This window comes from Acetoanaerobium pronyense (assembly GCF_017874355.1).
Taxonomy (GTDB): Bacteria; Bacillota; Clostridia; order Peptostreptococcales; family Filifactoraceae; genus Acetoanaerobium; species Acetoanaerobium pronyense.
In genome coordinates, this window is record NZ_JAGGLI010000022.1 from 1 (window position 1) to 21137 (window position 21137).

The 21137-nt window shown below is 33.3% G+C and carries 19 protein-coding genes; 8 read left to right on the top strand and 11 right to left on the bottom strand.

Annotated features, from left to right (window positions below):
• Positions 1 to 284 precede the first annotated feature (284 nt).
• Positions 285 to 1760 carry an alanine/glycine:cation symporter family protein gene (locus tag J2Z35_RS09625; RefSeq protein ID WP_209661190.1) on the bottom strand — a complete coding sequence of 492 codons (1476 nt, stop codon included), beginning with the start codon at positions 1758 to 1760 and terminating at the stop codon, positions 285 to 287.
• A gap of 543 nt (positions 1761 to 2303) precedes the next feature.
• Between J2Z35_RS09625 and J2Z35_RS09630 the strand changes: the two genes are divergently transcribed.
• A complete protein-coding gene (locus tag J2Z35_RS09630) occupies positions 2304 to 3071 on the top strand; it encodes a hypothetical protein (protein ID WP_209661191.1) in 768 nt (255 codons plus the stop codon).
• A 76-nt stretch (positions 3072 to 3147) separates the two neighbouring features.
• Here J2Z35_RS09630 and J2Z35_RS09635 read toward each other — a convergent pair whose 3' ends face one another.
• The 7 genes from J2Z35_RS09635 to J2Z35_RS09665 all read right to left on the bottom strand — a co-directional run bounded on the left by J2Z35_RS09635 (position 3148) and on the right by J2Z35_RS09665 (position 10592).
• Positions 3148 to 4764 (bottom strand): mannitol dehydrogenase family protein, encoded by a 1617-nt coding sequence (locus J2Z35_RS09635; RefSeq protein ID WP_330623425.1) that lies wholly within the window; start codon positions 4762 to 4764, stop codon positions 3148 to 3150.
• Positions 4765 to 4768: 4 nt separating this feature from the next.
• Positions 4769 to 5893 (bottom strand): mannonate dehydratase, encoded by a 1125-nt coding sequence (gene uxuA / locus J2Z35_RS09640; RefSeq protein WP_330623426.1) that lies wholly within the window; start codon positions 5891 to 5893, stop codon positions 4769 to 4771.
• A 48-nt stretch (positions 5894 to 5941) separates the two neighbouring features.
• Positions 5942 to 6619 (bottom strand): GntR family transcriptional regulator, encoded by a 678-nt coding sequence (locus J2Z35_RS09645; protein WP_209661192.1) that lies wholly within the window; start codon positions 6617 to 6619, stop codon positions 5942 to 5944.
• A 74-nt stretch (positions 6620 to 6693) separates the two neighbouring features.
• Positions 6694 to 7710: a zinc-binding alcohol dehydrogenase family protein gene (locus J2Z35_RS09650; protein WP_209661193.1), complete on the bottom strand. Its 1017-nt coding sequence runs from the start codon at positions 7708 to 7710 to the stop codon at positions 6694 to 6696.
• A gap of 14 nt (positions 7711 to 7724) precedes the next feature.
• Positions 7725 to 9002 carry a TRAP transporter large permease gene (locus J2Z35_RS09655; RefSeq protein WP_245330837.1) on the bottom strand — a complete coding sequence of 426 codons (1278 nt, stop codon included), beginning with the start codon at positions 9000 to 9002 and terminating at the stop codon, positions 7725 to 7727.
• A complete protein-coding gene (locus tag J2Z35_RS09660; protein ID WP_209661194.1) occupies positions 8995 to 9513 on the bottom strand; it encodes a TRAP transporter small permease in 519 nt (172 codons plus the stop codon). The genes J2Z35_RS09655 and J2Z35_RS09660 overlap by 8 nt, the downstream gene beginning before the upstream one ends.
• A 53-nt stretch (positions 9514 to 9566) precedes the next feature.
• Positions 9567 to 10592, bottom strand: a complete 1026-nt coding sequence (locus J2Z35_RS09665) for a TRAP transporter substrate-binding protein (protein ID WP_209661195.1) — start codon at positions 10590 to 10592, stop codon at positions 9567 to 9569.
• Positions 10593 to 10855: 263 nt separating this feature from the next.
• On the opposite strand from J2Z35_RS09665, the gene J2Z35_RS09670 reads away from it, so the two are divergent.
• Complete coding sequence (locus tag J2Z35_RS09670) at positions 10856 to 11071, top strand: CDIF630_02480 family spore surface protein (protein ID WP_209661196.1); 216 nt, start codon at positions 10856 to 10858, stop codon at positions 11069 to 11071.
• A gap of 84 nt (positions 11072 to 11155) precedes the next feature.
• Here J2Z35_RS09670 and J2Z35_RS09675 read toward each other — a convergent pair whose 3' ends face one another.
• Complete coding sequence (locus tag J2Z35_RS09675; protein ID WP_209661197.1) at positions 11156 to 11767, bottom strand: hypothetical protein; 612 nt, start codon at positions 11765 to 11767, stop codon at positions 11156 to 11158.
• A 246-nt stretch (positions 11768 to 12013) separates the two neighbouring features.
• The gene (galE, locus tag J2Z35_RS09680; protein ID WP_209661198.1) at positions 12014 to 13003 is read right to left on the bottom strand and encodes a UDP-glucose 4-epimerase GalE; all 990 of its coding nucleotides are present in this window, start codon (positions 13001 to 13003) and stop codon (positions 12014 to 12016) included.
• A gap of 203 nt (positions 13004 to 13206) precedes the next feature.
• Between galE and J2Z35_RS09685 the strand changes: the two genes are divergently transcribed.
• The 5 genes from J2Z35_RS09685 to J2Z35_RS09705 all read left to right on the top strand — a co-directional run bounded on the left by J2Z35_RS09685 (position 13207) and on the right by J2Z35_RS09705 (position 18303).
• Positions 13207 to 14520, top strand: a complete 1314-nt coding sequence (locus J2Z35_RS09685) for a putative bifunctional diguanylate cyclase/phosphodiesterase (protein ID WP_209661199.1) — start codon at positions 13207 to 13209, stop codon at positions 14518 to 14520.
• 82 nt (positions 14521 to 14602) lie between these two features.
• Positions 14603 to 14992, top strand: a complete 390-nt coding sequence (locus J2Z35_RS09690; RefSeq protein ID WP_209661200.1) for a MarR family winged helix-turn-helix transcriptional regulator — start codon at positions 14603 to 14605, stop codon at positions 14990 to 14992.
• Between the two features lie 174 nt (positions 14993 to 15166).
• Complete coding sequence (locus J2Z35_RS09695; protein WP_209661201.1) at positions 15167 to 15520, top strand: carboxymuconolactone decarboxylase family protein; 354 nt, start codon at positions 15167 to 15169, stop codon at positions 15518 to 15520.
• 91 nt (positions 15521 to 15611) lie between these two features.
• On the top strand, positions 15612 to 17312 hold the full coding sequence (gene lpdA, locus J2Z35_RS09700; protein WP_209661202.1) for a dihydrolipoyl dehydrogenase: 1701 nt from the start codon (positions 15612 to 15614) through the stop codon (positions 17310 to 17312).
• Complete coding sequence (locus J2Z35_RS09705) at positions 17305 to 18303, top strand: lipoate--protein ligase (protein ID WP_209661203.1); 999 nt, start codon at positions 17305 to 17307, stop codon at positions 18301 to 18303. The genes lpdA and J2Z35_RS09705 overlap by 8 nt, the downstream gene beginning before the upstream one ends.
• A 33-nt stretch (positions 18304 to 18336) precedes the next feature.
• Here J2Z35_RS09705 and J2Z35_RS09710 read toward each other — a convergent pair whose 3' ends face one another.
• Positions 18337 to 19995, bottom strand: a complete 1659-nt coding sequence (locus tag J2Z35_RS09710) for an HD domain-containing phosphohydrolase (RefSeq protein WP_209661204.1) — start codon at positions 19993 to 19995, stop codon at positions 18337 to 18339.
• 346 nt (positions 19996 to 20341) lie between these two features.
• On the opposite strand from J2Z35_RS09710, the gene J2Z35_RS09715 reads away from it, so the two are divergent.
• The gene (locus J2Z35_RS09715; RefSeq protein ID WP_209661205.1) at positions 20342 to 20986 is read left to right on the top strand and encodes a transposase; all 645 of its coding nucleotides are present in this window, start codon (positions 20342 to 20344) and stop codon (positions 20984 to 20986) included.
• Positions 20987 to 21137 lie beyond the last annotated feature (151 nt).

Genomic DNA, 21137 nt, shown 5'->3' on the forward strand with positions numbered 1-21137 from the left:
TGAGTAGAAAACTAAAATTAAGAACTTTTATTGTGGAATTTTCTAATTTCTGAATTAAGAGCCTAAATTATTTTTTTATGAATAATTCGGGATAAATATTTTTTTAAAAGTTAAGGGGTTGTTAATACTAAGTTAATGAACAGTTAAATATCTATTTTAATAGAATAATATAAAAAATATAGACATTAAAATATAAAACATTTTCTAAAATATTATTTTGTAATCACAAAAAGCACTTTAGAGTTTTTAAGCTCTAAAGTGCTTTTTGATAATAATATTTTTAATTAAGAAACTTTTTCTGAAGCTTTCTTTTTATATTTTACTGATATTTTTTTCCATACATCAGCATTTTTTATTCCAAGGTCTTCAGGTACGAATATTGGGTCCTTTCCTTCAGCCTTTTGCTTTTCATAATCTCTTAAAGTAGCTATACCTACTTTACTAAGCATTAATATAGCAATAATATTAAGCCACGCCATAAGACCAACACCGATATCTCCAAGTCCCCAAGCAAGATTCGCTGTACGGATAGATCCATAGAATGTCATTGCTAAAAGAGCAATCTTAGTGAAGAAGAAATAAGTCTTATGATTTTTAGAACCTTTAAACAGATATGCAACATTCGTCTCAGCATAGTAGTAATATGCAAGAAGTGTAGTAAATGCAAAGAAGAAAAGTGCTATTGCCACAAAAGCTTGTCCAAATCCTGGTATTAAAGTGTCTACAGCCATCTGAGTGTAGTTAGGACCTATCTCAACCCCAGGAATATTTTCAACTAAGAACCCACCTGCATCATCAGCAACATTGTACATTCCCGTGATTATTATCATAAAAGCCGTAGCTGAACATACGAAAAGTGTATCAACATATACAGAAAATGCCTGTACTAGACCTTGCTTTGCAGGGTGAGAAACCTCTGCCGCAGCAGCTGCCATAGGACCTGTCCCTTGACCAGCCTCATTTGAGTATATACCTCTTTTTACTCCCCAAGAAATTGCAGTACCTATTATTGCTCCAAATGCCGCATCTGCTCCAAATGCTGATCTTATTATAAGCATAAACGCATCTGGAAGTGCTGTTATGTTTACACCTATAATCACAAGAGCTACTATTATATATATTATTGCCATTATTGGTACTATTATCTCTGCAACCTTACCTATACGTTTAGTTCCTCCAAATACTACCGTAGCAAGAAGTCCTACAACTATAGCTCCAGTTAGATAAGGAGAAAGACCAAATGCCGACCCTACCGAACTTGCTATACTGTTCGCCTGTACTCCAGGAAGGAATATCCCTACTCCAAGTACTGCTGATATAGCGAAAAGTACTGCAAACCACTTTATTCCAAGACCTTTTTCTATGTAATAAGAAGGCCCACCTCTATATTCTCCATCCATTTCCTCTTTATAAACCTGTGCAAGTGCCGACTCTATGTATGCCGAACCCGCTCCAAGGAAAGCGATTGCCCACATCCAAAAGACAGCTCCTGGTCCACCGACCCCGATTGCAGTTGCAACCCCAGCTATATTACCTGTACCAACTCTTCCTCCAAGCGCCATAGCAAATCCCTGAAAAGAAGAAACTCCAGAGTCTGAGCTATCTCCACTAATCATTTGAGATACCATATCTTTAATTAATCTAACTTGTGGGAATTTTAAGATAACTGTGAAAAATATCCCTGTTCCAAGAAGTAAATAAACTAAAAAATCACTCCATATAATACCATTTAGAAAATCAACAATGACTTGTAAATCCATAAACTACCTCCTAAGTAATTTCTATCCCGAATTATAAACCATTGCATATTTTGCAATTTATTCGTTTTAACGAAAATTCAGAATATTTTTCTTAAAAGTTTATCATTGATTTTACTTATTTACAACCCAATTTAGTATAAAAATAAAATTTTATGCAAAGTCGTTAAAATATGAAATTGAAACTTCAAAAATGTTTTCTTGCTAAAAAAATAACATTATGATTATTTATTCTTTTTGAATTAATAAAAATACTTTTATTTTTTAGAATATTACTTAAAACCAATTGTAAACATTCAATTTTAAACAATTTCATTATTTCTCTTCTAGTTAAGAAGTTCCAACTTTTAATATATTATCAATGGGTACCTTCCAGTGAATTACTATATGCATAAACTTTAGGTTTGTAAAACAGAATTAAAATTCACAGAAAATTTATTTTTATAAATTACACTAGTTCTATACTAGTTCCATGAAAATATTTTTGATTCACCTTTACCGTGATATAATATTTTATATAATTATTGCCATTAAGGAGATGATAGTTTGGATAGCTTTTTATTAGAATTTATTAGCAAAGTTATATTAGCAAATCTTTGCATATATGGGATTTATTCATTCTTTGAAGAAAAAGAAAATCTATTTTCTCTTAAAAATTTAAAAATGATATTAATTTTTTCATTCCTATCATTTCTAGGCTCATTTTATCCTGAAATCTTGAAATTTTCGATTTGTTTGATTGCCCTTACTACAATAATTTATTTTTTTTACGAAGTAAATATTTTCCAGGCTTTTATTGGTTCTGCCTTAGCCACCCTAATACTTCTTCTTTCTGAAATCTTATGTATTGCCACCATATCCTTTTTCATAGATTTTGATCTTCAAACACTGGCTATGTCAAATATCGATAGAATAAAAGTTATGATAATAGTGATTTTTTATTATTCCTTAGTCACTAAACTTTTGAAAAATAGAGTTAGAAATCTAATTTTTTCAAACTCTGTTTTCAAAAAATCTCATATAAAAATAATAAACATATTTTTAATCTTTACCGTCCTCACATCTTCTATAATGCTGGCTCTTTTGAATATAAACAATAACCTCACAGAAATAAAGATATATTATTCAATGATTTTTTTAGTTGTTTTTTTGGGAATTCTTTATTTAGTTTATAAATTAGATTCAAAACTAAATGAATCAATCACGGATAATCCAGATGATATAAAGAAGGAAATTCTGCCTGGAAGGATACTTGTAAATGGAAAGCTGATTAAGCTAGCATCTTTAGATACCGATTCAGGTTATAGCCAATAGAAAAACCTCCAAGTAGAGCCCTAGTTTTAACTAGGTTATCTACTTGGAGGTTTTTATTTATAAATGTTTTTATTTATTAAGCTTTCTTCAAAGTAGCCCTTACAGCTCCTTCTCCTTTTACAAGGTCTTCAAAATACCTTTCAACCTTATCAGCAAGACCTGCTTCATAAAGATTTACACCAAATATAGTTTCATTGGAAAGAAGAGGTTTAAGGTTTTCTGAAAAAGGTCCCTTATCCCCTAGCTTTATATCCTTTACATAATCCCTTACTTCATCTAACATAGGATCAGGGCTAAGCTCCATAGGATTTCCCATATCATCTACTCCCATTAGATATCTGCACCAAGCCGCAAGTACAAGAGGGATATATTTTAGGGAAGAAGCATCAAGGTCTTCTCTCTTTATATAAGCCTTTATAGTCTCTCCAAATCTTATTCCAAGCTTTTGAGATGTGTCAGTAGCTATTCTTTGTGGAGTGTCTGGCATAAAAGGATTTGGTATCCTTACATTTATTACTTCATCTATAAATTCCTTAGGATCAAGTATCTTAGGGCCAACAACGACTGGAAGTCCTTCTTCATATCCAATCTTCTGTACAAGTGACCTTAAATCTCTATCTTCCATTTCCTTTGATATAAGGTTGAATCCAAGCAAGCATCCAAATATAGCAAGGGCTGTATGAAGAGGGTTAAGGCAGGTACAAACCTTCATTTTTTCTACCTTGTCCACAGTCTCCCTATCTGCAAATATTACCCCTTTATCCTCTATTACAGGTCTTCCGTTAGGGAAAATATCTTCAACCACAAGGTACTGAGGCTCCTCTGCATTTACAAATGATGCAATATAGGTGTTTTTTGATGTAACTATTCCCTGTGCATCCTCAAATCCATCTTTAATGAGGATTTCTTTTACGCTGTCATCTGGTCTAGGTGTTATTTTGTCTATCATGCTCCAAGGGAACGAAACCTTAGTTTCATCGTTCACATAGTCAACAAATCCTTTATCTGCGTGATTATTTTCTGCCCAGTTTTTAGCATAGTCATTTATTGCATTATATAATCTAGTACCATTGTGAGAGCAATTGTCCATACTTACAAGGGCAAGGGGTGTCTTACCATTTTCATATCTTTCATAAAGAAGGGAGGCAACCTTACCCATATAGCTTTTTGGAGATTTTGGACCTTTTTCAAAGTCCTCCTTAACTATAGCAAAGTAATTGCCCTGATTATCCTTTAGGTTGTATCCCTTTTCCGTTATTGTAAAGCTCACCATCTGAAGACTATTATTTTTAAATATGTCTTTTAGCCTGTTCCAATCAGCTTCAGACTCCGAATCTGATATCAGGGACTCTGTGATGCTAGATACAACTGTTTTTTCTATAGCTCCATCTGCTTTTAATGTCACAAGAAGACTCATATTATCATGAGGTCTATAGGTTTTTTCTATTATTTCATAGTCAAATCCCTCTGCAACTACAATCCCTATATCTGTTTTTTTATCGTTTAGGTTGTTTTGATTCACATTAGCTAAAAAAGCTCTGAAAATATTTCCAGCTCCAAAATGTATCCAATTTGGACTACTGTATGTTTTTTCATTTACAAGCTTTTGGTCAAACCTAGGAAGAATATATCCCTTTTCTTCCCAAGGGGTCTTATCCATTAAACCTTCAACTGTGAGTTTGATATGAACCACCCCTTTACTTGTTTGCTTTAGATAATTTATCTATCGCTTCCCAAAGACCGTTCAAATACGTAGCACCAAGTGCCCTGTCATAAAGCCCATAACCTGGCATAGCTACCTCATCCCAAATCATTCTTCCATGATCTGGTCTGATTGGCCCCTCCATCCCTATATCGTAAAATGCCTTCATTATTTCGTACATATCAAGAGAACCATCCGATGATAGATGGGCAGCCTCATCAAATTTTCCTGGTGCATGATGAATTAGGTTTCTTACATGCCCAAAGTGAACTCTTCCTTTAAAGCTTCTTATCATATCAGGAATATCATTATTAGGACTTGACCCTAAAGAGCCTGTACAAAGAGTAAGTCCATTATTCATTACAGGAACTGCATCAAGAATCCTTTTTATATTTTCCTTGTTATTTACTATTCTTGGGAGTCCAAACACTGGCCAAGCTGGATCATCTTGATGTATAGCCATTTTTATATTGTATTTCTCGCAAGTTGGCATTATAGCCTTGAGGAAATATATTAGGTTTTCGAAAAGTTTTTCTTCATCAACCTCTTTGTATAGCTCGAAAAGTTCCTTAACTCTTGCAAGTCTTTCAGGTTCCCATCCTGGCATTACAAATCCATTTGAATTTGAATCTATCTGCTCAAACATAGCAGTCGGATCAATCTTGTCTATAAGTTCTTGGTCATAAGAAAGTACTGTAGAGCCATCAGTTCTCATCTTTGCAAGATCTGATCTAGTCCAGTCAAATACAGGCATGAAGTTGTAACATACTAAATCTATACCAGCCTCACCTAAATTTTCAAGAGTTTCTATATAATTTTTTATATATTCGTCCCTTGTAGATGCACCTATCTTAATATCATCATGTATGTTTACACTTTCAATTCCGCTAAGCTCTAGTCCTGCCTCCTCTACCTCATCCTTCATAGCCTTTATAGCTTCTTTTGTCCAAACCTCTCCAGGCTTAGTATCATAAAGTGTAGTAATTACTCCTACACATCCTGGTATTTGCCTAATTTGCTTTAATGTAACGCTATCATGCTTGCTCCCAAACCATCTAAGTGTCATTTTCATATTATATTCACCGCTTTCATTTTTATCAACTAGTACACTAGTATACATGTTTAGATAGATGACAGAAAAAATCTGTCATCTGCTTAAGGAAGGTTATTAATCTATGATATATTCTGGGTATTTATTTCTTATAAGCTCCTCATCAAGCTTATATCTCGTAAGATGCTCAGTAAGGACTTTCTTAGCCATCTCTTTATCTCTCTTTTTTATAGCATCTATTATAGCTTTATGGTCTTCTATTACTCTATCACTTTTTATAGTTTCTATGCTCAGTCTTCTAACTCTGTCAAAATGAACAGTAGTATCTTCTACTATTTTTCTTATAAACTCCTTGTGAGCAATATTGTATAGCACTCTATGGAACTCATCATCATAATAAAATGTCTTATCATGCATATTTCTCTCTAGATAAAACTCTTGAAGAGAAACCATTTCCTCAAGCCTCATTATGTCCCTATCGGTAGCCATCTCACAGGCTAGCTCTGTAATCGAAGTCTCTACTATAAGTCTGAAAAATCTAGCTTCTTCTATAATCCTATAATCTATCTTTGATATAAAACTACCCCTTTGAGGCACTATCTCCACAAGCTTCATTTTACTCATCTCTATAAGCGCTTCTCTCACAGGAGTCCTGCTTATGCCAAGCTCTTGGGATATCTCATTTTCACTGAGCATTATTCCTGGAGCAAGGTCAAGTGATATTATATTTTCCCTGATTGTTCTGTAAGCATAATCTCTTGCAGTCTCATTAGATTCCCTTTTTAATATATTCACTTTATCTCCTCATTTATGGCAGATTTTAAACATTATAAAAATTATACCATAGGTTTTTTATCTGAAAAATCCTTCTAGAAAGTTAATACTATTTTTCGGACGCTAGGGTCTCCCTTTTCGATAAGAGCTAATGCATCCTTTACATCATTATAGTTAAAACTATGGGATACTGAACCTTCAAAGTCAATCTTTCCTTCATTTACAAGATCTATTACCTCTTGAAATTTCTTGTTTTGAAGTCTTGATCCTCTTACATCAAGTTCCTTGGCAGTTATCTTTAGCTGAGTTATAGGGGATAAATCTTCTGAAAATCCCATAGTTATTACTCTTCCTGCATTTCCAGTGACTTCAAGAAGAAAAGGAAGGGTTTCCTTAGTGCAAGCAGCATCTATTGAAACTGTAGGCCCATACCCATCTGTAATATCCCTAATTTCTTTAAGGGGATCCTCTGCCTTCATATTTATTGTATGATGAGCACCAAGTTTTCTTGCCTCTTCAAGTTTTTCTTCAAATATATCTGCAACTATCAGCTTTGCTCCGCTAAGTCTTGCAACTTTGAGTATACTGCTTCCGAGTGCTCCTGCTCCAAGTATCAACACTGTATCATCTTTAGTTACCTGTGCTCTAGATAGACATTGCACAGAAATAGTTGCAGGTTCTATCATTATAGCTTCTTCATATGATAGCTTTTCAGGTATATGATAAAGGCTAGATTCATCTGCAGTGATATACTCTCTATATCCACCGTGTACATGTACACCTCTCACCTTTAAGTCCTTGCATACATTACCTCTTCCTATCTTGCAGGCGTAACATTTACCGCAGTTCATTACCTGATCTATTATTACTCTATCTCCTTTTTTGAACTTAGTTACGCCACTTCCTATTTCCTCAACCTCACCAACTATTTCATGTCCTAGCACTCTAGGATATGTTGCAACCGCATTTGTTCCGTGATATATATGAACATCTGAGCCACATATTCCCGAAGCTTTTACCTTTATAAGAACTTCTTTTTCGGTTTCAATTACTGGTTTTTCCAAATCAACTATATCAATCTCAAAAGGTTTGTTTACAATAATGCCTTTCATGTTTTCCTCCTATTCTACATAAAGCTCGGTAACCACATTGTCACAGGTTCTACAAAAGAAACTAAAAGCAGTACAAGTAGATTCGCTATTAAAAATGGCATAATAGCTTTTGATATCTTTGCAAGACTTATTCCACCTATTTTTGATGCTACAAATAGACAAACTCCAACGGGAGGTGTCACAAGCCCTATAACTAGGTTTAATACAGCCATCACAGCAAACTGTATATCTGGCATCCCGATTGTTCTAGTTACAACTAAAAGCACCGGAAAAAGTATTACAATTGCAGATATAGTTTCCATAAACATACCTACAAAAAGAAGCAATAGGTTTATAAGTATTATAATCATGATTTTGTTTGTAGTAAGAGAAAGCATTCCATTTGCAACCATCTGAGGAATCTGCTCACTTGCAAGTATCCATGCAAATACATTTGCAAATCCTACAAGCATAAGTATGCTTGCCGAAGATCTGGCTGACTCAACAATAAGATTTGGAATCATCTTTACATTTAGTTCTTTGTAAACAAATATTCCAACAATAAAAGCATAAAGTATAGCAACAATGGCAGCCTCAGTCGGAGTAAATATCCCCCCAAGAATACCAAAGAGTATTATCATAGTCATAAGCACTGCCCAAAATGCTGATCTAAAAGATTTTAAAATTTCGATTATAGGTTTTTTCTCGCCTTTTGGATAGTTTCTTTTCTTTGAAATATAATAATTAACGAAAAACTGGAAAAGGCCTACAAGCACTCCCGGTATAATACCAGCTATAAAAAGTCTACCAACTGAAATACCAGTTAACGTTCCAGCTATTATCATAGGTACACTTGGAGGAATTATAGGCCCTATAGTGGAAGATGCTGCTGTTATCGCCGAAGCATATTCTGCATCATATCCAGATTTTTTCATAGCAGGAATCATTATTCCCCCTACAGATGCAGTATCCGCAATTGCAGTACCTGAAATTCCTGCAAATATCATGGAAGACCCTATATTAGCAAATCCAAGGCCTCCTCTAATATGTCCAAATAGATGATCTCCAAAATCAACTATCTTTTGGGTGATTCCTCCAACATTCATAAGATTACCAGCAAGGACAAAACCGGGTATGCAAAGAAGTACAAATGAGTCCATCCCCCCATACATTTTCTGAGGTATTGCAAAAAGGTCTATACCTGCACCTATTAGATAGATAAACGATGATATACCAAGTGCATAAGCAACTGGAAAACCCATCATAAGTATTATTAAGAAGGATATAAAAAGTATTAAAACCAAACTATCCATTGCTTATACTCCTCTCTTTCTTCTTTTTTAGCTCCATAAGATTTAAAACTCCCATATAAACTTGAGCTATTCCCATTCCAATTATACTGACAAGTATCAATCCATATATGTATTTCATATTAACTCTAAGACCTGGAGAAAGCTGCCTTGCTCCGAGATTCATAAACTTAAATCCAGAAGGAACAAGATATAGTAAAAAGCCAGCTATAACAAAATGTAAAAAAGAGTTGTAAATTATAAGAGCCTTTCCTTGAAGTCTTGAAATAAATAAATCTACAGCAACAAACTCATTATGTAAAACAGCAGATATAGACCCTATAGATATAAGGAATATAAATAGCATCCTTGTTACTTCTTCTGTCCAATGATAAGGTTTTGGCATCAAAGGTGTTCTTCCTATTACCTGAAGCACAACCACACATATCATTAATACAAATGATATCACTGTCAATGTATCTAAAACTTTAGTGATTGCATTTTTGATTCTCATGGCATCTCCCTCAAATTTCAAAATGATTAGAAGACAAAGCATCCAAAAAATCTAGATGCTTTGCCTTGTGAGAATTATTGTATGTTTTTAATCATGTTGTAAAGCTCAAGAAGCTCTGGAGCAAGGTTATCTTCGTAATATGTCTCAGCTCTTGAAATCATTTCTGAAGTATCAGTCTCTACAAACTCCATTCCTTTTTCATTTATTAGAGAGTTAAAGATTTCTTCTTCTGCCTCAAGGAAAAGTTGATGTTCATAATCTTGAGCAACTTTTGCAGATTCCATCATAATTTGCTGTAAGTCTTCTGGAAGAGCTTCCCACTGATCCGCTCCAACAAGCATATATATCCATCCACGTACATGGGCAGTATTATTTATGTATTTCTGAACTTCATAGAATCCGCCACTATTCATAAGGGCAAGAGGATTTTCCTGAGCCTCTATAGTATTTTGCTGAAGAGCTGTAAATACTTCTGAGAAAGCCATAGGAGTCGGTCTTGCTCCCCAATGATTCCATGTTTCTACAAACAGAGGTACATTTGGTATTCTTAGATTTAGACCTTGAAGATCGTTTATATTATTTATAGGCTTATTTGACGTAAGCATTCTTGGCCCTCTTTCAAAATAAGTAAGGACTTTAAGACCTGCTTTTTCATATATTTCTTTATCAAGCACCTGTCCAGGCTCTCCTGCTATTACAGCTTTAAGATGCTCAGAGTCTTTTATTAGATAAGGAGTAGACATTATTCCAACCTTATCAGCCCAGTTCTGAAGAGATTCTCCTGACATTACCATATCCGCTGTTCCAGCTTGAATTGCAGTTACATTGTCAATCTCATTTCCAAGCTGCTCGTTAGGATATACAGTAACCTTTATTCTTCCTTCAGATCTTGCCTCTACCTCTTCAGCAAACTTCATCGCACCCTTATGCCAAGTGTTATTTTCGTCTGCTGCGTGACCAAATTTGAATTCATAAACCTTGTCTGCATCTGCAGAGCCATTGGAAGCTGGAGCACTTCCTCCCGAACACCCGCTAAGTAACGCTGATGATAATAAAGTAAGTGCTAAGAATCCTGTCAATTTGCGAAAATTTTTCTTCATCCTTTTCACCTCAATTAATATTTTGTACTAATAAAATTAAACGCTAAAATCGTTTTCATTTTTCTGACTATTTTACTAGTATACTAGCATGTTATCACTTTAAAAATTCTCTGTCAACGTTTTCTTAAATGATTTTTTATAACACTTTTAACAAATTTTAACATTTTATCAAAAATTTCCTTTTTCTATATAGCTTATCTTTTAAAAAACTGGGTAGATAATATATGTGAACATTGATTTTTATTTTAAATAGGAGGTAAATCATGTCAAAGGATAAAAAAATATCAGAAGAACAAGAAAATAAAATAAACAAAACAAAAGATATTTGTGATGTGAATGAAAAAGATAAAAGCTCAATCCCTGCAACTGATGTTTATGACAGTGTGAAATGTCATACCCCAGATACGAATGTAGATATCCCTACCGAGGAAGCTGTAGAAAAAGCTAAAAAATGGGTAGAGGATGAAAATATAAAATAATAAAATAAACTCCAATAAATTAAATACTCTGAATACTATTAAAGACCCTGCATCAATAGACGCAGAGTCTTTTTTTGAATTAATTTAATCCCATTCCTTTATAAAAGTCTTTTTTATTTTTTTAAAATGATAGTAATTAACCGTACCTGCTTTTTCAAATCCAGCCTTCATTACATTTTTTTCTGAAGCTATATTTCCATCCATCACTATACAAGTAGCAAATTTATATCCTTTACTCTCGGCAATTTTAAGTCTAGATTTTATTGCAAAGAGCTGAACACTATTTCCTCTCATTGATTTAAAGGTATATGAATCAAATAAATAAGCCCGCTCTTCATCTTTTGGGATTTTAAAATTCATCTCTTTTTCAAAATGATTTCCAAAGCTCATGGAATAATAACCATATATATTTTCATCTTTGTCCAAAACCACAAAAGTTTTATCAGAAGAATTTTCCTCTAGGCGGGATTTTAAAACCATATATTTTTCTTCAGACAACTCTTCTTTAAAAACCTCATACATTTTATTTAATATATTTATATCAAGTGGAATAAAAAATTTGTCCTTTTCCTCAATATTTAAAGGAGTTATTCTTATTTTATATAGGAAGTGTTTTCTTAGAATTTTTTTCTGGATTCTTTGAAACAGATTATATAAATTTTGAAAATATACTTTGCTATAGTATCTATCTACCACGAAAATCACCTCCACAAGAACCTATTTATTAGCTCTATAAATATTAGTTTAGAAGTATAAAAAGCCCTTCATAACTTATATTTTTAATTATATAGTCTATGTTTACCCAATATAATCAACACTATTCTAGTATATTTTGATAATGATTTAGTAATATATTTATAAAAAATGCCTCCAAAGTAGATAGTGTAATTTTTACCACACTCTTTACTTTGAGGGCATCACATACGAAAATCTCTTAATTTCCTATACTCCCATTTCAAACCTCCAAGAATCTCTTACCATATCTTCCACCGTCCTGACGGCCTTCCACCCAAGTTCATATTCTGCCTTACTTACATCAGCGTAACAAGATGCTATATCTCCAGGCCTTCTATCAACTACCTCATAAGGAACATCAATATTATTTATTCTTTTAAATGTCTCTACAAGCTCAAGGACAGAAGTTCCCTTTCCCGTACCTAGGTTATATATATTTATGCCTTTTTCAAGCTTTTCAATCGCCTTTACATGACCTTCAGCCAAATCCACAACATGAATATAATCCCTTACACCAGTTCCATCTACAGTATCATAGTCAGAGCCAAAGATACTAAGCTTTTTAAGCTTTCCCTTGGCAACTTGAGTTATAAAAGGCATGAGGTTGTTTGGAATTCCATTTGGATCTTCACCAATAAGTCCACTCTCATGAGCCCCAACTGGATTAAAGTAACGAAGAAGAGATACCGAAAAGCCTTCATTAGCCTTAGATATATCCGAAAGTATTCTTTCGCTCATAGCTTTAGTCTCTCCATATGGATTGGTTGTTTCAAGAAGAGGCATATCCTCTTTAAAAGGTACCTTATTATCTCCATACACTGTAGCTGAAGAACTGAAAACAAACTTTGAGACCCTGTGTCTAATGCAAGCTTTGCTCAAAACCATTGTACTCACGAGATTATTATAGTAATAATCAAGGGGCTTGCTCACAGATTCTCCAACAGCCTTAAGCCCTGCAAAATGAATTACCCCATCTATATTATGCTTTAAAAATATTTCCTCAACCTTACTTTCTTCAGTTACATCTATTTCATAAAATATGATACTTTTTCCAGAAATTTTTTCAATCTTATCAATCGTCTCTATTTTACTGTTACAAAGATTGTCCGCTACAATTACATCATGTCCTGCCGCAATTAGTGATACGCATGTATGAGAACCTATATATCCAGCTCCACCAGTCACAAGTATATTCACAAAATCCCCTCCAGACTTATTCAAATTACATTGTTAAACTAATAATATCATATCTTCCATTAAAGAATATTATTTTTATAGATAATAAATAGATTTTTAACTGTCATATTTCAATACCACTAGACACAATCTTTCACTAAAGATAAAATACTTAATATATGAAAATATTGGCGCGGGAGGGAAAATAGCCTTTAGGCTTTATTATGAAAAACAATATCGAATTTAATATAGATACACTTTCAAATAAAAATCAAATATATAACTCTCTTTTTGAAATCGGAAGAGACTTCGATGCAATAGATAGTATCAGAAAAGCCTTTGTTTACTTAGATATAGACAATTTTAGATATATAAACAGTACAATTGGACATCTCAGAGGAAATCTTGTAATCTCTAAAATTCATGAAATATTGACAAATACTCTTTTATCTTGGAAATTTGGAAAAGGAAAGGCATATAGAGTTAATGCCGATGAGTTTATACTTATAATTTATGATTTTAAAAATCTCTCATGGCTAGATAGAAGTATCGGAGAAATGTTAAAAAATATAAAAAAAGACCCTTGGTTTGAAAGTCTGGGGATTTTTGTGACTCTCAGTGCAGGCATATCAATAAATAAAGTCAATGGAAGCAATATATACGACCTTCTTCCAAAGGCTGATACAGCCCTTTACTGCGCTAAAATTAGAGGAAAAGACAGACATCAGTTTTATAGTGACCATATGTCAAAATCAGTTTATGAAGAAATTGATATGAGTCATAAAATACGTACAGCTATAAATGCAAATATATTTGAAATGCACTATCAACCTATAGTTTCTACAAAACCAGGTACTCTTGTAGGCCTTGAAGCTCTTATAAGATGGAAAGATCATGAGGAGGGATATATACCTCCAGCTAGATTTATACCAATTGCTGAAAAAACAGGTCAAATGAAATCTATAGAAAAACTAGTTATAGATTCTGTATTTTTACAAGTCAAGCAATGGATAGATAAAAAAGATGCCCCCCTTTTTGTTTCTATAAATCTTTCTCCAGAAGGACTTGTACAGCAACATATAATCCCTTTTTTAGAAGATATGAAAGAGAAATATCAATTTCCACCTGAAAAGATACAGTTTGAGATAACAGAAACTGCAATGATAAGAAATGAGATTTACGTACTTCAAACTCTTAACTGCATAAAACAAATGGGTTTTAGAATTTCACTTGATGATTTTGGAACCGGTTATTCTTCAATAAATTACCTCAGAGTTCTTCCAATAGATAAGGTGAAATTAGACAAAAGCTTTCTTTTATCCATAGAAAATGACCCTAAAAATCAAGAGATTGTAGAGACTGTAATAGATTTATGCCACAAATTAAAACTTGAAGTTATAGCTGAAGGAGTGGAAACAGAGAGCCAGAGGGCCTACCTCATTGATATTGGTTGTGATTATATTCAGGGTTACTTATTTTCAAAACCACTTAACTCAGAGGAAATCTCAAAATGGATTGCAGAAACTTACTTTAAATAAAAAGATTTATCGGTACATAAAATGAGGTGAAAAAATGTTTTTTAATTTAGATAGATGAGTTGGTCATATAACTGAAAATGCTATGAAGCAGATTTCAGAAGCCTTTAGTCGAAGGCTAAAAGACACAGGAGTCACAAGAATACAGTGGATAGCCCTTTACTATATTTCAAAATACCAGCCTATATCTCAAAGAGAGCTTTCAAATCTGATGAGCGTACAAGATTCAAGTGCGGCAAGACTCCTTGAAAGAATGGAAAGAGATGGCTTAACCATAAGAACTCAAAGTGAAAAAGATAAAAGGGTTACACTTGTAAGTCTTACAGAAAAAGGCTTAGGTTTATTTAAAAACCTGCTTCCCTATGGAGATGATTTCAACAACGACCTCATAAAAGACATAGAGGAATCTGAACTTATTATATTCGAGAAGGTTCTTTCAAAAATGATTGATAATATTTCTAAAGACCAAAAATAAAGCCTAATCTTCAGAAAATCCTAGACTGTTTGATAGTTAAATTTCGAACTCTCTAGGATTTTTTATTTATTGTAGAATATTTTTTAAAATCGTTTGAAATTTATCAATTTATTTGCTATACTTAATTTATACTTGCTATAGCAAGTAAATTCAAAACTTTATCAGGAGGGCAATATGGCTTATAACGTAAGAGAAATGCTAAATAGTTTTGTAGGTGGACTTGAGAATCTTTCGGCAACAAACGGTGAACAAGTAGGAGCTTTCATGGGTCTTTTAGGAGCAGCTTACGAGCCTAAACACCTTGATTTAAAAACAAAAGAGCTAATGAGCGTGGCTATAGGATGCTACAACAGATGCGAATACTGCATAGTTTATCACTGCTACAAAGCTCTTGAAACAGGAGCTACAAGAGAAGAAATCCTAGAAGCAGCTATGGTTTCAGTTGCATTTGGCGGGGGCCCTTCTATGGCATACACTGTAACTCTTCTTAAAGAATGTATAGATGAGTTTGAGAAAGATTTTAAATAAAAGAGATTTTATTTTATTAAAGTGATATTTTAGATTACTTGTTAATGCCTAGGGGGAGAATATTCTTCCCCTATTTTTTGGAGGAAAAATCATGAATAAAGATATAATTATAGAAAAATTAAACGGTCACGATAAAGAGGCTATAGTTGGAAAATTAAATAAAAAATCAGGGGACAATATTTCAGCTGGAGAAGTGATAATGACAGTAGAGTCAAGCAAAGGAACTTTTCCCATAAAATCCGAGTTCACCGGAAAAATCCTCAACCTTACAATCAGCGAAGGGGACACAGTAAAAAAAGGGGAGAAAATTGGGGATATGGATGCAGACTCATCTTCTTCATCAAATGAAAAAAAGCAAGGCTATACCTTTGGAATAGTAAAACCAATAGACAAATCTGTGGATGTTGACCTTCTGGTTATTGGTGGTGGACCTGGAGGATATGTAGCTGCAATAAGAGGTGCTCAAAATGGTCTAAAAGTAGCTCTTATAGAAGAAGATAGATTAGGTGGTACATGCCTAAATTACGGCTGCATCCCTACTAAGGCAATGATAAGCAGCGTAAATATAATCGAAAGCATCAAATCATCAAATTCACATGGAATTACAGTAAATGATTTTGATATAAACCTTGAAAAGATGGTAGAGCGTAAAGATAGTGTTGTAGATCAGCTCATTGGAGGAATAGAGCACCTTATGAACTCAAACTCCATAGAATATATAAACGGTAGAGCTAAAGTAAATGAAGATAAGACTATAGTTGTAAATACTAAAAAATATAACTATAAATTCACTTATAAAAATCTTATACTAGCACTTGGCTCTAAAGTATCCACCCTTCCTATAGAAGGTGCAGATGACAAAGATATCCTTACAAATGAGGAACTTCTTAATCTCAAAGAAATTCCAAAATCCCTTACTATAATAGGAGGGGGAGTCATTGGTATGGAGTTTGCCTTTATATATAATTCCCTAGGAACAAAGGTAAATGTAATAGAATACACTCCACAAATTCTAGGCCTTTTAGACTCAGATGTTGCTGATGTAATAAAGGATTCTGCAAAAGAAAAAGGCATCAATATATACGAAAATGCAAAGGCGGTTGCCATAAAAAATACTTTAGATGGCTTAAAACTTCTTGAAGTAGAAATTAAAGGAACAATCCACCATATATCGTCAGAAAAATTAGCAATGGCTACAGGAAGAAAAGCAAATCTGGAAAGCCTTGATTTAAATGCCCTTGATGTAAAGCTAAATGAAAAGGGAAATGGAATTTTAGTGGATGAATTTATGAGAACAAGTGCAGAAAACATTTATGCAGTTGGAGATGTGACAAACATAATCCAGCTTGCCCACGTAGCATCCCATCAGGGAATAGTAGCTGTAGACTCCATATGCTCAGCTTCCCACAAAATAGACTATAATGCTATACCAAGTGCCATATTCGTATCACCTGAAGTGGGGCATGTAGGCCTTAGTGAAAAAGCTGCTAAAGAATGCTCTACGGATATCATAGTTAGCAAGTTTCCATTTATAGCAAACGGTAAAGCTATTGCAATGGGAGAATCTGAAGGATTTGTAAAACTTATTGCAGATAAAAACTCAAAAACTATATTAGGAGGAACCATAGTAGGTCCACACGCTACAGACCTTATGGCAGTACTTTCAAATCTAGTAGCCCAAAAAACCACTGTGGAAAAAGCTATAGATGTAATCTATGCTCACCCTACATCATCTGAATCAATCCATGAAGCACTACTTATGCTTGAAGGGAAAGGGATTCACTTTGCCTAAAAAAATCGAAATATATATATCAAATTTAAATGACGGTCCTTTAAATCTGGCACTTGAAGATTATCTACTAAGTACTTGCAGTAAAGATACTGTAATACTTTACCTTTGGCAAAATGACAAAACAATTGTCATCGGAAGACATCAAAACCCTTATAAGGAATGTGATATAGGTAAAATAAAATCTAATAGCGTAAACCTCGTAAGAAGAAAATCAGGAGGCGGAGCAGTTTACCAAGACCTTGGAAACCTAAACTTCACCTTTATATCAAGTACACAAAATCACGATATAAAAAGGCAATATAATGTAATACTAAATGCCATTGAAAGCTACGGCTTAAAGGGAGAAGCCTCAGGGAGAAATGATTTTGTAATTAATGGTGCAAAATTTTCAGGAAACGCCTTTATGGGTCATGATGACTTTCAGTGTCATCATGGAACCCTCCTTATAGACACTGACCTTGATGCACTCTCAAGATATCTTACCCCTTCTCCCCTTAAAATTAAATCAAAAAGTATTGAGTCAGTAAAAGCAAGGGTTGTTAACCTCAAAAGTTTAAATGAAAATATTAACCCCAAGGATTTATCCCTTAAAATCATAGATTCATTTAAAAAAGAATATAACCTAGACTGTGATTTGATAAATATAGATAGAGATAACTTAAACCCTATTGTTTTTGAAAAATCACTTGAATATAAAGACTGGATGTGGAGCTATGGAGCATCCCCATCCTTTGACATCCACCTTGAAGAAAAATTCAGCTGGGGAATATTTGAAATAGGTTTATCCACTAAAGACGGATTAATTAAAGATTGCTCAATAAATACAGACTGTATTTTAAATGAGGATTTTTATAAGCTAAGAAAAAAACTTATCGGAATTTATTTACAACCAGATAATCTGGTTAATTCAATAGAAAATAATCTTAATAACCCTCAAATAATTCAAGATTTAAAGATACTTTTAAACTCAAAAGGCCTCATCCATATTTAAATAAAATGGGTGAGACCTTTTAGGTATTATAGCTTAATTATCTTGTTCATTTAATATATCAAGCAGGGCTTTTACGACTTTACCATCTAACTGAGTGTCACTGCTTCTTATAAGCTCCTCTTTAATTTCTTCTTTAGTAAATACTCTTTTTCTATAGACTCTTTCGCTGGAAATAGAATCATAGGTATCTGCAACCGCAAGGATTTTTGCTTCTAATCTAATATCTTCACCTTTTATGCCATTTGGATATCCATTTCCATCTATCCTCTCGTGGTGCTGTAGCATTATATTTGCAGGCTCTTCCAGAAAATCAACTTCCTTTATTATTTCATATCCAATCATAGGGTGTTTTTTAATTACCTCATATTCTTCCATTGTCAGAGATGAAGGCTTGTTTAATATCCTATCATTTATCCCTATTTTCCCCACATCATGAAGTATACAGGCAAATCTCAAATTGTCCATTTCCCTTTCGCTTAGACCCATCTTTTCCCCTATCTTTAATGAGATTTCACCAACTCTATCACAGTGTCCCCTTGTATATTCATCAGAAGCCTCTATAGCATTGGCAAGCACTGTCACTGTCTTCAAATAGTTTTTATCCCTCTCCTTGATAAGATCTTCTATATGATCCAGCATATGATTAAAGCTATTTGAAAGTATATTAAATTCATCTTTGGATTTTGTATTTGTTCTTATTTTAAAATTTCCTCTACTTACCTCATCAGTTGCTAAAATAAGAGAGTTAAGGGGCCTTAATAGATGCCTTGAAAGTACTATAGAAATAAATATCCCAAATAAAATCACTGTACTTACTATTCCAAATATTCTATTCCTAATAAGCTTGAGCTCAGATTCTAGATTAGTTCTTGTAATTGCAACAAGCTTCCAGTCGTTAATACTAATTGGCACTGAAGAAGATACGTACTCCACAGAATCAATAGTAATAAGTTCATCAGAATTGTATGCAGCCCTTCTAACATAAGGCTTAAGCTCTGGTGGAAATTCTGAATTATGAGCTAGTATATCACCCATTTGATTAAGAAGAAAAATATATGAATGTTTTGAATAGCTAAGTTCATTTATTATCTCTGTAAATTTTTGAAGCTCTATATCAAGCCCTACAACTCCAACTAGTTCATTGTTTCTGTAGACTCCCCTAGATACAGTTTGAAGTAGCTTGCCTGATTCCCCTGCATCTATATAAGGCTCTGTCCAAAAGACATCACCATTTTCTCTTGCAGTTCCAATATACCAATCTCTTACTCTTGCATCATAGTCACTGGGCATGGTTTCATCCACAGGTGCAATAAAAATAGAACCATCTTCCTCTAGAGCATAATACATCCAGGCGATATTTTCCATAGATCTTATAATGCCTACCCACTTGCCTTGGATTTCTTCAAAATTTTCTGGAATGCTTTTCACATACCTTCCCTGTCCATTTTCCTTTTCGTAGCTAACTATATCCGAATCCTCTGCCCAAGTCTTTACAATGAACTCCATATCATATATTAGCTTTTCGAAATAATAATCGCTTATATTTCTTAGCTCAGACTGATTATTTTGTTTTAGAATATCTATGGCAAGCATTTTTGAATCAGTATAATTAGAAACCCCTAAGAACATCCCCCCCGTAATAAGCATGAAAACCATGCTAAGCACTATCTTAGTCCTTATGCTTTTAGTCATATAGCTCTCCTTTTTAAGTGTCTTATTATCTAATTGATAAATAAACTACGGAAATTGTTCAGAAAATTCTTATATATACGATTTTATCACATCTTGAAATGAATTTCTTATTTATTTTTCAGCTAAATAAATCCCAATTGAAATATTACCTTCAATGGGATTTATTTTATCCTGAATTATTCATACACTTCTTTTAAAATCTTTAAAACCATTTAAGCTTAAGCTTTACAAAGGCGTAGCCTTTTACACCTATTAGGTGAAAATACAAAAAAAATAGAAAAGGACTCAATTTCGTGTTAAAGTTTAAGTGCCTAAACCAAAACCAAACATGAGAGGAGCCTTTTCTATGTCTAGTTTACAGCAATATTCATTTAACTTCAACAAAAGTATTTCATATAATTTTCAAGGTGGTAATCTTTCTTCCGATTCTGGTCTTTTAACAATCAGGTCATTTGTTGAAAAACTTGGAGTTAAGCCGCTACTTGAAGATATTTTTAAAAGTCATTCATATAAAAAACATAGTTTTGCTTCTATCGCTGAACAACTTATTTACACTACTATTGCTGGCTATCGCCACGATTATGATTCAGATAGTTTAAGAAGTGATCCTGTATTTACAAATATCTTAGGCAAAAAAGAATTAGCTTCCCAGCCTACTATTTCTAGGTTTATCAATTCACTTGATAAAAAAGATATAGCTTCTTTAAATGATTTGCTTTTAACTTTATTTGAAAAAGGAAATACCTTTGAAACTACTGAAAATATGGTTTTAGATATAGACTCAACAAATTTTAGAACCTTTGGAAAGCAAGAAGGTAGTAACTACAACTATCATTATGCAGCTAAAGGATATCATCCTCTAATGCTATTTAATGGCCTAAATGGAGATTTAATGAAAGTAGAATTAAGAGAAGGGGGCGAGCTTCTTCCAAGAGTTACTTTTATTGCTACAACCCTTAAAAGTGAACCTGAAAATATTGTAAGAGCCTAAATTATTTTTTTATGAATAATTCGGGCTAACATAATATTTTTTTAAAAAAAGTAGTCTAAGATTATTTTGTTCATTTTGTAACAAAACCTTTTATTTATAATTTTTTATGTTATTATGAATAATACTGCTTAAAAATATTTTTTTTAGGTAT